Origin of the sequence: Methylobacterium soli (genome assembly GCF_008806385.1) — a bacterium.
GTDB lineage: Bacteria > Pseudomonadota > Alphaproteobacteria > Rhizobiales > Beijerinckiaceae > Methylobacterium > Methylobacterium soli.
Genome location: NZ_VZZK01000048.1, coordinates 1 through 13,549, shown reverse-complemented (window position 1 = coordinate 13,549; position 13,549 = coordinate 1). Strand labels below are relative to the sequence as shown.

At 61.2% G+C, this 13,549-nt stretch carries 12 protein-coding genes and 1 pseudogene; 11 read left to right on the top strand and 2 right to left on the bottom strand.

What is annotated here, in order from left to right:
• Positions 1-437: 437 nt before the first annotated feature.
• A complete protein-coding gene (locus F6X53_RS28035; RefSeq protein WP_151004584.1) occupies positions 438-746 on the top strand; it encodes a hypothetical protein in 309 nt (102 codons plus the stop codon).
• Between the two features lie 1,027 nt (positions 747-1,773).
• Here the strand turns inward: F6X53_RS28035 and F6X53_RS28030 are convergent.
• On the bottom strand, positions 1,774-2,490 hold the full coding sequence (locus F6X53_RS28030; RefSeq protein ID WP_151004582.1) for a hypothetical protein: 717 nt from the start codon (positions 2,488-2,490) through the stop codon (positions 1,774-1,776).
• Between the two features lie 636 nt (positions 2,491-3,126).
• Between F6X53_RS28030 and F6X53_RS28025 the strand changes: the two genes are divergently transcribed.
• The 5 genes and pseudogenes from F6X53_RS28025 to F6X53_RS34095 all read left to right on the top strand — a co-directional run bounded on the left by F6X53_RS28025 (position 3,127) and on the right by F6X53_RS34095 (position 7,600).
• Positions 3,127-3,426 (top strand): integration host factor subunit beta, encoded by a 300-nt coding sequence (locus F6X53_RS28025; RefSeq protein WP_151004580.1) that lies wholly within the window; start codon positions 3,127-3,129, stop codon positions 3,424-3,426.
• Positions 3,427-3,868: 442 nt separating this feature from the next.
• Positions 3,869-4,540 (top strand): ParA family protein, encoded by a 672-nt coding sequence (locus F6X53_RS28020; protein WP_151004577.1) that lies wholly within the window; start codon positions 3,869-3,871, stop codon positions 4,538-4,540.
• An 11-nt stretch (positions 4,541-4,551) separates the two neighbouring features.
• On the top strand, positions 4,552-4,845 hold the full coding sequence (locus tag F6X53_RS28015) for a hypothetical protein (RefSeq protein ID WP_151004575.1): 294 nt from the start codon (positions 4,552-4,554) through the stop codon (positions 4,843-4,845).
• Positions 4,846-6,138: 1,293 nt separating this feature from the next.
• Positions 6,139-6,300 (top strand): annotated as a pseudogene (locus F6X53_RS28005) (helix-turn-helix domain-containing protein); the annotation flags it as partial.
• 112 nt (positions 6,301-6,412) lie between these two features.
• The gene (locus F6X53_RS34095; RefSeq protein WP_151004571.1) at positions 6,413-7,600 is read left to right on the top strand and encodes a ricin-type beta-trefoil lectin domain protein; all 1,188 of its coding nucleotides are present in this window, start codon (positions 6,413-6,415) and stop codon (positions 7,598-7,600) included.
• Between the two features lie 774 nt (positions 7,601-8,374).
• Here the strand turns inward: F6X53_RS34095 and F6X53_RS27995 are convergent.
• Positions 8,375-8,680: a hypothetical protein gene (locus tag F6X53_RS27995; RefSeq protein WP_151004569.1), complete on the bottom strand. Its 306-nt coding sequence runs from the start codon at positions 8,678-8,680 to the stop codon at positions 8,375-8,377.
• A 155-nt stretch (positions 8,681-8,835) separates the two neighbouring features.
• Here F6X53_RS27995 and F6X53_RS27990 point away from each other — a divergent pair, with 155 nt between their 5' ends.
• The 5 genes from F6X53_RS27990 to F6X53_RS27970 all read left to right on the top strand — a co-directional run bounded on the left by F6X53_RS27990 (position 8,836) and on the right by F6X53_RS27970 (position 13,482).
• A complete protein-coding gene (locus F6X53_RS27990) occupies positions 8,836-9,027 on the top strand; it encodes a hypothetical protein (RefSeq protein WP_151004567.1) in 192 nt (63 codons plus the stop codon).
• A gap of 1,219 nt (positions 9,028-10,246) precedes the next feature.
• The gene (locus F6X53_RS27985) at positions 10,247-11,020 is read left to right on the top strand and encodes a hypothetical protein (protein WP_151004565.1); all 774 of its coding nucleotides are present in this window, start codon (positions 10,247-10,249) and stop codon (positions 11,018-11,020) included.
• A 521-nt stretch (positions 11,021-11,541) separates the two neighbouring features.
• Positions 11,542-12,390, top strand: coding sequence for a recombinase family protein (locus F6X53_RS27980; protein ID WP_151004564.1), 849 nt, complete (start codon positions 11,542-11,544; stop codon positions 12,388-12,390).
• Between the two features lie 170 nt (positions 12,391-12,560).
• The gene (locus F6X53_RS27975; protein WP_151004562.1) at positions 12,561-13,001 is read left to right on the top strand and encodes a DUF5681 domain-containing protein; all 441 of its coding nucleotides are present in this window, start codon (positions 12,561-12,563) and stop codon (positions 12,999-13,001) included.
• A 157-nt stretch (positions 13,002-13,158) separates the two neighbouring features.
• On the top strand, positions 13,159-13,482 hold the full coding sequence (locus F6X53_RS27970) for a hypothetical protein (protein ID WP_151004560.1): 324 nt from the start codon (positions 13,159-13,161) through the stop codon (positions 13,480-13,482).
• Positions 13,483-13,549: the final 67 nt, after the last annotated feature.

Sequence of the window (13,549 nt, the reverse complement as noted above, 5' to 3'; positions counted from 1 at the left end):
GACGACAACCCGGAGCCTTGGGGTCGCCTCCGCAATGACCCCCATCGCCATGTGCGGGTACTCCTGTCGCCGCGGTGGCCGCTACATCCCGGGACCGCCGAGCGTTTGCTACGATGAAGGCCTGAACTACTGCGGCTCCTCACGCGATGTCGGGCCGCGGCGCTTCTATGACGGCGGCGGATACGACGACAGAGGGTCTGGGCGCCGTTATGAGCGCTACGAGCGTTACTGAGCCAAAGCGCGGAGCCGTAGAAAGGTAGGCCGAGGCGCCTTGAAGGTGACCCCAGCTCTTGTCGCGCGGGCGACCTAGGGCAAGCTCGACCCGGACAGTAAACGGCTGTTAACCGCCCTCGGGCATGTCCTGGGTCATGTCCGCTTCGCTTGCACCCCGGCCGGCGCCCTCGCTCCTTCAGACTTGGCGCGACGCGCTCACGTCGATGAAGACCACGGTGTCACCCTGCCCTGGCCTGTCCGGCAGCAAATGGGTCGCCGTGCATGAAGCCGCACTCGACGCGCTCGACCGTTTCGGCGCCGAGCTAGCCGAGCACGAGTGGACGGCGCCTGAGCTGTTCGGGGTGCACCCGCAGGCTGGCGTGATCCGGGCTGACTTCTGCGGCGCCCTCGTCCTCAGCGGCGTGAAGGTGTCGGCCGTCGCCGCCGATCGGATCGCGTTCACACAGATGACCTACTACAGGCACGTGCCCGGCTGCGGCACCGGCGTGCCGATCTGGGCGTTTAAGGGCTGACTGTCCCGCTGTGCGGGGTGCCCGAGCTCACGCATCCTGCGGGGGTAGAACCCGCAGCGGTAGCCCAGAGCTGCGAGTGTATCCTCGATCGCTCGGAGGGCGCGTGGCCGCGGCGATGTCCTGCCCGCTTCGCGCATCAGGCACTCAGTTAGCCCCACCTGCTCGGCTTGGTGCATCTCGCCCTCGGCGACGGGGTGCTCGACCACGTCGAGGCTAGCGTCGTCCGGAGCTAGCGGAAGCGCAACCCGCGGCGGCAGCGTAGCACGCCTTCACGCGTGAAACCCTTCACACTTCCACCCTTTCACGCTCTCACAAGTAAACGACGCCGCCGCGGCGGCTGCCTGAACTCTCGATCATAATTGCTGCCGCTCACCTGTAGGGCATCGCCTGGGTCGCTTTGGACACGGTCGAGCAAGCAATTCGTACTGCGTGGAAGGGTGAACTCCTTCACGCCTGAACGCGTGAAGGAGTTCACGCCCCACGCCTCCACTGTTCCACGATCTCACGGGTGAACGCGGGCTGCCGCGGCGGCCTGCGAGCACCGATCGTGGCTCTTGCGCTGTCCAACGGTAGGGCAGTGCCTGAAACGCCCGCGGACATACCCCGCAGGTACTCCCCCTCAGCTTCTCGCCGACAAACAGCGCGGCCCCTTGCTCGAGGTTCCTAGCGAGTGGCCTGAGCTGCTGAGGCTCCGACCGTCCTCGCTATCGCCCCGGACGAGTTCGCGCTCCCTTCACCGCGAGTCAACATAACCAGAAGGCCATTTCCGCCGGGCCAGATTAGCAACCCGGCCGGGCGCCCAAGAGGGTTGCGTAGTAAGGCCACGCTCGCAATCGAAGCTCTTTTCTAAGGGACGCGAAAACGGGTAGTGCCACGCTTTCAAGCTTGAAGATGTTCACGCTCCCACGCTTTCACATCAACCCGCAGGCTGGGCAGCCTCATACACCCTGTTATGCGAACTTTCCGAGCTTGCTCGCGCGCGGACAGCTTCCCTTCGTCGTCCTACCTACCGAACGTCGATATGCACCTACCGCACGGCTCCGTCCCCCTCCGCCACCCGTGCCGATTCTCGCTGTGCCTTACCGTTGAGGCCGCCCGCTGCCCTCCGGCAGCTTGTTTTCTCCGGTTCTGCTGCTCTCTGTCCCCAGAGTTCTAGACCTTGAGTATTCGTGCTGGTCACGGTTTTGACCCCTCCCCTCTGAAGGGAAGGCCGGCGCACCAGGCGGTTCCAGGCCTGCCATTCCTTCGAGACGATCCGCACCACGTTCGAGAGGTTGCGCCAGGCGGTCTGGGCCCGCTCCTCGACCGTCACGAGGCCGAGCGTCCGCGCCTGCCGGATAGCGTTCTTCACCGTGGAGCGGCCGACGCCCGCGATCGCCGCGATGTGGTCGACGCAGAGGCGGCAGTCGCCTCGGCGCACCGTCTCGGACGCCACCACGGCGAGCACGGCCGCCTCGGCCAGCGTGAACCGGGCCGCAAGCTGTGGTGGGAGCCGCCCAGAGGCCGCCCAGCGGCGTCGGCGCTCCATGGAGGCATCTGTGCGCGGCCGAGAGCCCACGGGCTTCCTGGGGGCTCCTGTGGGCACTGGCGCGATCTTGCGCGCCTCGATGAGGTTGGACAGCGCCTCGGCCTCGGCCTCTGTCACCTGCCCAGCCCCGAAGGCGCGCCAAAGCAGCGCTGCCACGTCGGGCAGCTTCACCCTCGGCGCCGCCTCGACGGCGCGCCGGATCTCGTCAGCGAACATCGTTCACAGCCCTGCTCGGGCCGCGTCAAAGCAGGAGCGCGCACAGCGTGCGCACCCGGCAAAAGGCAAAACGCCATCGTCTCGGGAAACGGCCCCGATTGACTCCTGAGCGGAGCTATGATGTCTGGGGAGTGGAAACGGTCCCCGAGACCCATCGATTTCGACGGCCTCACCCTGCCAGGGGTGGGGCCGTTGGCGTTTTGGGCTTACGTCTTCGTCGCGGCGGTCTCCTTCTCCGGCTCACGACTCGCAAGAGCGAGCCTGCCGGACATGCCATGTCGCGTGGCAGGTGCAGTCAAGTCAACGCCGGGAGGATCCTAGGATGCGGTGGGGCTGGCTCGGGGCGATCCTCGGCTTGGCGCCTACCTCAGCTGTCGCGATGTGCACGTGCGAGTGCATTGACGGCGCGGTCCAGGCGCTCTGCGACGAAAGCCGAGGGGCTGCGCGCACTTGCCCGTCGCGTGCCTGTCCGCCCGTCCCTTCTTCGACCCCTCCGCCTGCGATGTCCCCGCCACCTGGTGCATCAGTCTGCAGGCCGGTGCGGATGCTGAACCCGCTCACCGGGACATACGAGTGGCGGCAGCTCTGCGAGTAGCGTGCTTGAAAGCCCCAGCGCGTTCGGGCTTGTTCCACGCCATGATCAAGTCCGACCTCGTCCTCCGCATCGCTGAGATGAACCCACACCTCTACGAGAGGGAGTGCGAGGCCGTCGTGAAGACGATTTTAGACCGCATCTCGGAAGCGCTCGCGGCCGGTGATCGCATGGAAATCCGAGGGTTCGGGGCCTTCTCAGTGACGACGACACGGGCACGGCAGGGGCGCAACCCGCGGACGGGCAAGAGCGTCGCCGTGGCCGAGAAGAAGAACCCTCACTTCAAATCCGGCAGGGAAATGCGCAAGCGGCTGAACCCTGGCCAGTCGGAAACGGCCGAATAGGTCGTCACCTCATCGCTGAAGGCGTCCTAAAGTGCTTCGTTCTCAACCTCGTCAAGGCGACGGCCATGGAACTCAAGCAGAGCCTCTAGGACTTCGATGCGTCCTGGCTGGAGCTGGTCAACCTCCGCCTGCTCAACCTCGCGTTCTAGTTGGGCAATCTGCCGGCGGATCGCGGATGCCTCTGTCGTCATAGCCCTGCCCTTCCCGTCGCAGCCTGTGGTGCCGATGTCGGAATGACCGACGTCAGGTTGGTCGGCATTACGTCACCGCTTTGCCGCTGAGCGGCGTCCCGTGTCTGTGAGTCACGTCACTTCTCGTGAAGCCAATGAAGTCATTTGCCTTCAATGGACGGCACGTTCGGTGGAGGTGCTTAAGGTACGGTTAACGGATTGGTGGTGAGGTGCAGGAAGTCGCGGCCGGTAGTGCCGCTCTAGGACACGCCATGCCGGTTATCGTCATTTCCAATCCCAAGGGGGGCACGGGCAAAAGCACCACGTCCCTTGTACTGGCGACCACGCTCGCTCGTCACGGCGCCAGCGTCACGGCCTTTGACTGCGATCCGAACCGGCATCTGGTGGCGTGGAAGGATGGCCCAAGCCAGAGCAAAGTTGAGGTGATCGGGCACGCCGACTCCTCGAACATCGCCCGCATGCTGAAGGCCGAGGCTGCTCGACAGCAGTTCGTGATAGCGGATCTGGAGGGCACCGCCTCGCTGATGGTCGCCTCGGCGATCCTCGCGGCCGACCTCGTGATCATCCCAACGCAGGGTTCCGCTATGGACGCCTCGCAGGCTCGGCGTGCCATCAGCTTCATTGACGATCAGGCGGCCGCCGTTGGACCTCGCCCATACCGGGTGCTGTTCACCCGCACCAAGCCCGGCTTCGCGACCCGTGACGAACGCGTGATCCGCGAAACACTCATTGGGTCTGGCGTTCCACTGTTCGGCACTGACCTCGCCGAGCGGGCTGCGTACCGCTCCATGTTCACCTATCGGCTCTCGCTGGAGGAGATGGACCCGGCCGCCGTGAACGGCCTCGACAAGGCTGTTGAGAACGCTGACGCCTTGGTAGGGGAGGTGGTTGAGAACCTGCGCGCTACCCGTCAGGCAGCCTGAAGGAGGCCCGCATGAACCGTCCTGTTCCCGCCGGCCTCACCGGGCTGTCCGACTTCCGTCCTGCGCAGGCCTCTGAGCCTCAGCCAGCCCCGGCCGCTCGTGCCATTGCTGAGGCGCATGGCTTCGTGGAGCGCAACCCGCAGACCATCCGGAAGCGCCGCAAGCCCACTGAGGAGCCGACGTACTCGTTCACGGCCCGTGTCAGCGTTCGCTCCGCCAACGCCTTCATCGAGTGGTGCGAGCGAGAGCGCATGTCCTACCGCGAGGGCTTCGATCGGCTGGTCGAAAAAATCGAGAAGGCGTGAGCCATGATCACGACCTGTGAGTGCTCACAACGATATGATTAGGGGTTCTGGAAGGCCGGCGAGCCAAGCTCCCCTCCAGCCTTCCAGAACCTGCTCCCACGCATCCAAGCCTCCAGATGGAAGAGCCTGATGAGCCAACAACCAACCCTGTGTGAGTTTCGCTGTACAGACTAGAAAATTGTGGTTAACAAGTCCGTAACGACTTCGCTTGGGGGCAAGTGATGGACGATTGGGACACCTACAACGTATTTCGCCGCAAGCGCGAGCCGAATTTATGTTGCGCTGTCCCTCAGCGCAGGCCCGTACCTGAATTCATTCAGGGCGAGACTTGGGACTTCGCCTTGACAATCGCAGATCCAGTGACGGTCCCGCTAGGATTTCAGCCCGAGGCTGCGGCCGAGGCCATGCGACAGATAGGATATTATCTCTTCCAAGCGTTCCCGCGTCGAGCCTGTGAAGCCTAAGGGCATAGGGGTCACCAACGGGTGTTCGCGCCATGGTCCAGCAAGCGCATTCACCTCCTAGATTGCCCCTGCGGCCGATATTGCTGGGTCTGACAAGGGCGCTGGCTCAAGCCTATCCTCCAGCGGACAACGAGCTGATGCCTGAGCGGATTGCTCGGGCATTGAAGCAGCTCGGCGACAGGCTTGAGAAGTTGCCGCCACCAGAGTCGGCGATCATACAGACCGCAGAAATCTGAACGCCATCAACCTCAATGGTGGGATGACCGGGCCCATGGGACGCCGCCGGCAGATTGGGGTGGAGCAATAATCCGCCGGCGGCTTGCCCCGCAAAGTGAGGGCGGCTGGATCTGACAATGCAACCGACGTGCCGGAAATGAGTCACTACCCCTTCAGACGTACGCCAGCAGAGACCGGCGAGGCGCCCCGGTTTGCCCTCCCGAACACCCCGCCAGCCAGCGCCGGCTCACGAGGAGCAAGGCGCTCGCACAATCATAGCGGTTCGCAGGAAAGGGGCCACCGACCGCGCACTCTGGGGAGCGTCTTCGCATGCGGCCGATGATTGCTGCCCTGGTGCGTCGCCAGAGTGCACGTTGCAGGCCGCTTCGCGAATTATGCTGAGGTGTTTCTGGCGAGGGCGCCACCGACCTTATGAGTGTCCTGGACCATCAGGTCGGTGGCTGGATCGTTGGTTCCACCCAGTGTCGCCGGGCGGAGCAACACCCCATGTGGAGCAGTACATACTCTGCACACTTTGCACGCGTTCATTCACCCTTTCACGCCTTCACGCCTTCACGCGGGGGAGAGTTCACGCTCCTAAGCGAGCGAGGCCAAGGCGCTGTCTGTGTTGGTGAGCGCCGATGGACTCGGGACGCACGCGATCATGCGTGAGGCGGGCGTGTCCAAGACCGCGGTCTGGCGCTGGCAGGAACGCTTCGCGCAGGAGGGCGTCGAAGGGCTTCTTCGGGATAAGACGCGGCCGGCGCGCATCCCGCCGCTGGGACCGGAGGTGGCGACGGCTCGCGCGCCCTTGAAAAACTTCTAAATTTTCGATAATATTCAAAATTGCTTTTAGACTTTAGTCACGAGTCGGAAGGCTATCGACCATGAAGTCGTCATGGAATCTATGCATCATCGCAGCATCGCTAACTTGCATGACGACTGCCAGGTCTGATGCGGATACCGGAGTTTTCCGAAGCCTTTCGGGCAAAGGCGACCTATGTATTACTGTACCTGACAAACCAGACCTTGACCGCAGGTTCGTAACGCTTGAAACATGTAGCGAGTCCCACCGTCAGAAGTTTCTCTACGTAGGTAATCTTGGCCGAATCCGTTTTAACAATCTTTGTTTGCATGCATTCGACGCGGCAACTGAGGGAGCGAAAATCGGTCTTCGCGTTTGCCGGCAATCTTGGCGGCAAGCCTGGGCCGTTACTGATTGTCCTCCAAACACGATTTGCCCACTGGCGGTGAGCGACAAGGATCCAATTCTTGTAAACTGGCAACGACGCTTGTGCATGCGCCCGGTCAACGTCGGGGCGGCGGGAAGTCGCCTTACACTACAGAAATGCAATTCACCAACATCCGACTTAGACCGATGGCGCGGGCCTGGGTTTCCTCAGCCTGCTATACCAGTCGTTCGCGAGCCACCACCACCACCTGTGCCCGTAGCAAAGTCCTATCGGCTGTTGTGGAAAGGGTGGAGCTGTATTACTGATAAATTTCTTCAATGCTGCCGCGGCGAGACTGACTTTGTAGTCCGCACAGGATCCAAATTATGCAAATATCAGGTCACCAACAATTCATTAAACCCTCCTGATGCTTATACCGAAGTGCAGGAAATCGACGGCGGAATTCACGTCAGTAGAACCGTCTGTGGTCAAATTTCAGGAAAACGAGCTTGGTTCGATAGTGATGTAGATATTACAACAACCGATCCGACTATGTCAGCAGGCGAAAGAAATGCGCTAGGATGCACTACTATAACTCCACCTAGTGGAGTAGATGTTAAATATGGATCATTTTGCGTTAGATCTGGGCTTCCTAACGGCTGGGCTCCTACAAGCCGCCATCACAATTCATCTTGTCGGCGGCAAGGCGACGAGCCTTATGAGCAAAATGAGTGGTGGGCGGTCTACCTGCCGCCGCTACCCAGTGGATATCCGCTACAGGTGTGTGCTTCTTGGGGCGTGCCCGCAGGCTGGAAGGACCTCGGAGTATTTTCGACTGGTGCATGCGAAAAATCTACCATCGGACCGCCCTATAACGACACACGCCGCATAGAAAAGCTCTGACTGCGAGCACGTTGCGGTGATGGCGCCGAGGAAGCGTTCCACGCCACCGATGCAGCTTTGCGTCAGCAGATGCTTCTATAGCTTTGCGCGTGCCCTCAGAGAAGGAAGTGCACGACGGATCTTAGAACGACGGCTATCGAATGCACGATCAGTTGCGAGATCGAGATGAACCGCGTGATGAAGGCGCACCGGTGGCGTCTCATCATCTACCGCGATGACGGCGTCTGTTGCGGGCGGTGGCGCGACGGGCTGCCTCCTGGCTTTCGGCGCCCATCCAACGACCGCTAGGAGCCGGCCTCATCTGCTCGCGCACTGGTCGATGGAAGGAGCAAGCGCTGCGACCTCCCGAAGGACGGTCAGGAGCAGGCGCTCATCCTGGCCAAGGTCGCCACCATCAACACAGGATCGCTCGAGATCGTTGAGAAGCAGCCGAGCTTTCGCTGCGAGATCCGCAGGCGCTCGCGCGGGCTCCCTGATGGCACGCTCAACGACAGCGCCAGTGCGATCGCACTCGATGTCGAATTTGGCCTCGTCCCAGCCCTCGTGGGTCGCTGCATCGCTGAGCCAGGCGCGACGTCGAATAGCCCAATCGCAGGCCCTAGCTAGATCTGATGGTGGCGAGCTACGACCCGCCTGAAACCGGACGTGAGTGATAGATGCCATAGCCGGTGTCTCCGGGGCTTAAGGAAGATGGGGAGTAGGGCGGGGCGGGTCCCGTTTGGACGCCGATCTCAGGGCGGCCGCGGGTGGGAGGGGCCCGTGTCTGCGGCTGCTTCAGTGCGCAGCAGCGCGGCGGGTCTCGCGGGCAGCGGCCCAGGCCTGCTTGAGCGCCTTACCGATCAGAGCGCGGTAGGATTGCCCGAGACGAGCCGTCATCCGCTCGCGGACGATGGCGTTGGCAAGACGCATGATAGCGCGGCGATCGTAGCGGCCAGCGGTGGCGAGGGGCTGGGCTGCGGCAACGGCCAGGGCAGCCTGAGCGGCGCGGTAGGCCCGAACGTTCTCCTCGCGGGCCTGCTGACGGGCAATGCGCTCCGCCAGCGTAGCAGGCGAGGCAACCACGGTGCGGTCGCTTCGCATGTCCCGGAGAGCGGCGGACCAGGAAATTGAGCGGCGAGTAGACATGGGAGAGAATACCATCAGTGATATCACTGATGGTATTCTCTCTTAGGAGGATGTCAACGATTAATTTGATATCACTGATGCATCGTGATAGAGCCAGAGAGTGAGGTCAGGTGGCGAAGGAAAAGACGATGGCTGCGCAGAGAACCATTCTGAGCATGCCGCCTGAGTTGAAGGAGCGCATCCGCGCCTATCGGTTCGCAAAACGGATCAACACTGAAGCCGAGGCCATCAGGCAGCTTCTGGAGCGCGCCCTCGATGCGGAAAGCATCGCCGCTGACCCGCCCAACTCCTCAACACAATAAGACACAGAAAACCCTCAAGAACTGAATAGGTTGCGGAGATTTGTAGGGGTGTAGACCTCGACCTCTGCTACTCTCCCCATCGGCGCGGCTAGGTTTGGCCGCCGAACGCCTGGGCCGTGCCAGGCCCGCCGCGCCGTTCCCCCTCACGGATTTGCACCACACGGAGGTGCGCGTGCTCTGTTCACGCCTGACCGCCGACTGCTGCCTCCAACCTGGGCAGGTCGCCGGATGATTGAATTGCGAGATCGCGAACGCTGGATTGCAGCCGTACTGGCCGATCCGGAGATGACTGCTCAGTGCAAGGTCGTAGCTGTCCGTCTAGCTCTCCACCACAACATCGGCACCGGCCGGTGCGACCCATCAGTTGATGGTCTCGCGGCTGGTGCCTGCTGCACGAGCCGTGCTGTCGAGAAGGCTATCGCATTCCTCGACAAGGCCGGCTGGATCTCTCGAAGCAGCACAAGAGGGCGACACCGAAACCGCTATCAACTGCGCGTCGAGCGCGCCTCCGCGCATCCTTCCAAGTCTCCGGATGACGAATCCGAAACTCTCTTAACCCCGAACGGAAATTCGGGGTTCAAGCAGATGAACCCCGAACGGCGGGACGCCTCAACCCCGAACGGCGGTTCGCCTCAACCCCGAACAGCCATTCGGGCGAATAGAGAAGAGAACAGAGAAAAAGAACAGAGGAAGGATTCACCCCAAAACCCCTCGTCCCATGATCACAGGGACAGAGGGCGATCAGCAGAAGCCGACAGCGAGCCCGAGGGCTTCTCGGAGTGGTGGGTCCAGTACCCTCGGCGAACGGGCGAGGATGGCGCGCGCAGAGCTTATGCGCAGATCGTGCGTGAAGGCCGAGCATCCCCAAGCGAGCTTATGGATGGGGTGCGTCGGTACGCTGCAACTCGGATTGGCCAGGAAGAGCGCTACACGACAACGCCAATCAATTGGCTACGCAATGGGTGCTGGTCATATCAACCGGCCCCACAACTGCAAGCTCGTATCGGCAACGGCTTCTCTGAACTCGCAGAGAGGAAGGCGCGCGGCGATTGGTCGGTTTATCGCAGCCCCTGGGCACACCTTGATGATCCTGCCGACCACGCAAGGGAAGCAGACGATGATGACACGCCTCGGTCTTGGGAGGCATAAAAGTAGCATACATTTCTCGCCTGAGGCGTGCCATAACGGGTGCTGCTGAAATAGCAGAACAATCAGGGCTATGGAAAATAACTGGATTTATCAAACACTTAAGGCTGCTTTCGCTACGTGGGGAAGCTGGGGTGTTATCGCGCTTGCCTTCGCAATTTCCGCATTTTTTATTATCAGATATTATGGTTCAAAATGGATAGACTCCAGATTTGAAAGAAAAATTACTTCCTACAAGTACGAACAAGAGATTAAATCTAATGAATACAAACATGATCAGCAAAAAGAGCTTGAAGAAATAAAGTCGAGAATAGGCTCTGATAGGGAGCATACGACAAAAATCCGGCAGCAGGAGCATGAGGTATTGGCTCAGCTTTGGGACAAGCTTGTTGATGCCTCAAGCAAATCGCGAGCTGCCGTAATGTCTTTTCGGCCTGGCCGTAACTTTTCATCTTATACCGATGATGAGCTGGAGGAACTTCTTGAGAGTGAGGGTTTTGGAAAGATCGATATTGCGAGAATTATCAAGAGCAGTGAGCGGGAGGCCGAGCACGACAAAGTGCTTCTATGGAAATTGTGTGTTGATGCCAAAGCAGCGATAAGAGATTTTGCGATTTATCTCAAAAAGAAAGGCATATTGGTCCCTTATGATGTAAAAGATAAATTTAAGTGCTATGAAAATATTATGTGGGAAACTGTATCTGAGCATGAGTTTTCTATTCAATTTCCCGGCCATATTCGTGACTTTGATAAATTTCAGAAGCTTGAGGATGCGTGTGGTGTGCCTCTCGACGATCTTGAGCGTGCGATTCAAGAGCGCCTCCGGAGTACGTCTGGTGACGCATAGTGTCCCATACCAACAAATGACTCCTTGATCCCGATCACACATACGGTCCTGAACTCGTGAAGCCGTGAACTCCTTCACGCGTGAACTGGTTGATGTGGCGGCGCGTGAAGATGCCTTGACTTCCAAGTGTCGCTTGCGGATAACCAGAGCCGTACCAAAGGGCCTCGGCGGACAACCGCGCGGGGCCTTTTGCATAAGCGATGGCTCGTCCAGCCGCCCGAACGGGCCGCTCGACACAAGACGCTCAAAGCGCAACGCCTCGCATTACCGTCCACGATCGATCCCGCTCCTTCAGGAGCCCCTCCTCGAGGGCGGATCGCGCGCCTTGGCGCTGGCGGCACCTCCCCAACCTCACCGTCATGGATTGCGAACGCCCCGGCTGGTCACAGCGCGGGGCGTTCGCGTTTCCGCGCCAGTACATGGCTCCAACGGCCTCGGAACGCTGATTTTCTAAATCCCAAAAGATTTAGAAAACAGGCTGAGGCGACCAGAAATAACCCATAACAAACAAGGACTTGCGAGTGGCTACAAGTAGCGCCCGCGTCCGCCGCCTGTTGCGTCAGAATATAGTCCAGACAGCTCAAAGGGAGGCTGTTCGGGCCAAGGCAGTCGGGTACCTGCGGGTCTCGACAGAGGAGCAGGCACAGAGCGGCTTCGGCCTCGACGCGCAGGAAGACGCGGTCCGGAAGTACGCCGATGCGGTCAGCCTCGACCTGGTCGACGTCATCACCGACGCCGGCGTTTCCGGCACGACCCGCCCCTCCGATCGTCCCGGCTTCGCGCAGGTCCTGCAGCTTGCCGAGCGCCGGGCCTTCAGTGTGCTCCTGGTGAAGCGCTTTGACCGCCTCGCCCGCAACATCGCCTTAGCGGTGGTCACCTCCAACGACCTCGACAAGGTCCACGGCGTCACAATCCGGAGCGTGACGGAGGGGATCGACACCGGGTCGCCAGCCGGCAAGATGATCTTCGGTCTGCTCGCGGCGATGGCGGAAGGCGAGCGCGACGCGATCGTCGAACGGACCAAGGGGGGCCGGATCGAGAAGGCCCGACAAGGCGGCTTCGCTGGCGGGCGAGTCCCGATCGGCTACGCCCGTGACGGCAAGAAGGGTCTCACGCTCGACGCGGATCGCGCCGAGATCGTCCGTCGTATATTCGAAGAGAACGGCAAGGGGCGCACGCTCCAGGCAATCGCCGATGTCCTCAACGCTGAGGGCATCCTGACCGCCCGCGGCAAGCGCTGGCATCCATCAACCGTCAGCTACGTCCTGGGCAACCCGGTCTACTTCGGCACCGTCGAGTACCTCGCGGTCTCGGGTGGCGTCGTCACCCACATCAACCGGCCCGGCGATCATCCTCGCCTCATCCGGTGACTGGCCGCTCCCGCGGCCTTGGGATGTTCAGACCGTTTCAGTCCTGACCATAGCGCGCTCCCAAGCTCTCTTCTCGTTTCCAGAGCCGTGGCCGGCAAGGCAACTCCGCAATCAAACGCCCGCGTGCCGATGCGCTGCGGGCCAGCTCACCCACACGATGGAGGACTCTAATGCCTGGGCCGGGCAAGCCATTCGCGCCAGGACAGAGCGCCAATCCAGCCGGACGCCCGAAGGGATCTCGCGGGAAGGCCGCTCTGGCGCTCGAAAAGCTTTTTGACGGCGAGGCCGAGGCTATCGGCCGTCGCGCGATCACACTGGCGAAGCAGGGCGATGGCGCAGCCCTACGCCTCTGCCTCGATCGGATCTACCCTGTCCGCAGAGATCGCCCCGTGACCTTCGAGCTGCCACCGATCGAGAGCTCCAACGACCTCACCAAGGCCACTCGCGCCTTACTTGACGCGGTTGCGGAGGGCGAGATCACGCCCAGCGAGGCTGAGGCAATCGGCCAGGTCGTGAAAACGCACATTCTGGCGATCGAGACCCACGATTTGGCCCAGCGAGTAGCCGAGCTTGAGGCTGGCGAGAATGGAGCCAAAAATGAGCGCGCTTAGGTTGGGATCCCGCCTGAAGCAGCTTGAGAGACGCGCGGCCGCATCACCCGTGGTTGTGATCCCAGGAATGCTCGGAACTGTCTTCAAGGCTCTCGCGGTTGAGCTTGGAGGCTACCCAAGACATCGTGACGGGGCGCCCATATCCTGGGAGCCGCGCATGGACTGGGGCGACGCTTTTGCGCGGGCGGTGGGCTACACGAATTCGGACGCGATAAGAGAAGAGATCAAGACCGATCCGGAGGCGTGGTCGCGTCGCCTCAAAAGTGCTGCAACTGAGCTGTTCGCGCGCTATGGCGGCGACCTGAGTAGGGCAACACCCAAAGACGGCCTCCGAGTTTGCTTCGAGGCCCTGACAGCTGGGGGGTATGACGTCTCCCCTTTCGATCTGCGAGATCTCCAAGCATGGGCGGCCGCAGTCGGCACCTCGCTGGAGGCGCTCCGCATGAACGTGCGAGAAGAGGCCGGCCGCGCGGGTTCATAGGCTCCTTGAGCTCCATCGGGCCCCGTCGTTCCGCCAGTCAGCTCATGCTGGGCTCTGGCAGTTTTTT

Bases quoted from the DNA above. Each gene is read 5' to 3' on its own strand.
- F6X53_RS28035 (WP_151004584.1), top strand. From the start codon at position 438: ATGAAGACCACGGTGTCACCCTGCCCTGGCCTGTCCGGCAGCAAATGG.
- F6X53_RS28030 (WP_151004582.1), bottom strand. From the start codon at position 2,490: ATGTTCGCTGACGAGATCCGGCGCGCCGTCGAGGCGGCGCCGAGGGTG.
- F6X53_RS28025 (WP_151004580.1), top strand. From the start codon at position 3,127: ATGATCAAGTCCGACCTCGTCCTCCGCATCGCTGAGATGAACCCACAC.
- F6X53_RS28020 (WP_151004577.1), top strand. From the start codon at position 3,869: ATGCCGGTTATCGTCATTTCCAATCCCAAGGGGGGCACGGGCAAAAGC.
- F6X53_RS28015 (WP_151004575.1), top strand. From the start codon at position 4,552: ATGAACCGTCCTGTTCCCGCCGGCCTCACCGGGCTGTCCGACTTCCGT.
- F6X53_RS34095 (WP_151004571.1), top strand. From the start codon at position 6,413: ATGAAGTCGTCATGGAATCTATGCATCATCGCAGCATCGCTAACTTGC.
- F6X53_RS27995 (WP_151004569.1), bottom strand. From the start codon at position 8,680: ATGCGAAGCGACCGCACCGTGGTTGCCTCGCCTGCTACGCTGGCGGAG.
- F6X53_RS27985 (WP_151004565.1), top strand. From the start codon at position 10,247: ATGGAAAATAACTGGATTTATCAAACACTTAAGGCTGCTTTCGCTACG.
- F6X53_RS27975 (WP_151004562.1), top strand. From the start codon at position 12,561: ATGCCTGGGCCGGGCAAGCCATTCGCGCCAGGACAGAGCGCCAATCCA.
- F6X53_RS27970 (WP_151004560.1), top strand. From the start codon at position 13,159: ATGGACTGGGGCGACGCTTTTGCGCGGGCGGTGGGCTACACGAATTCG.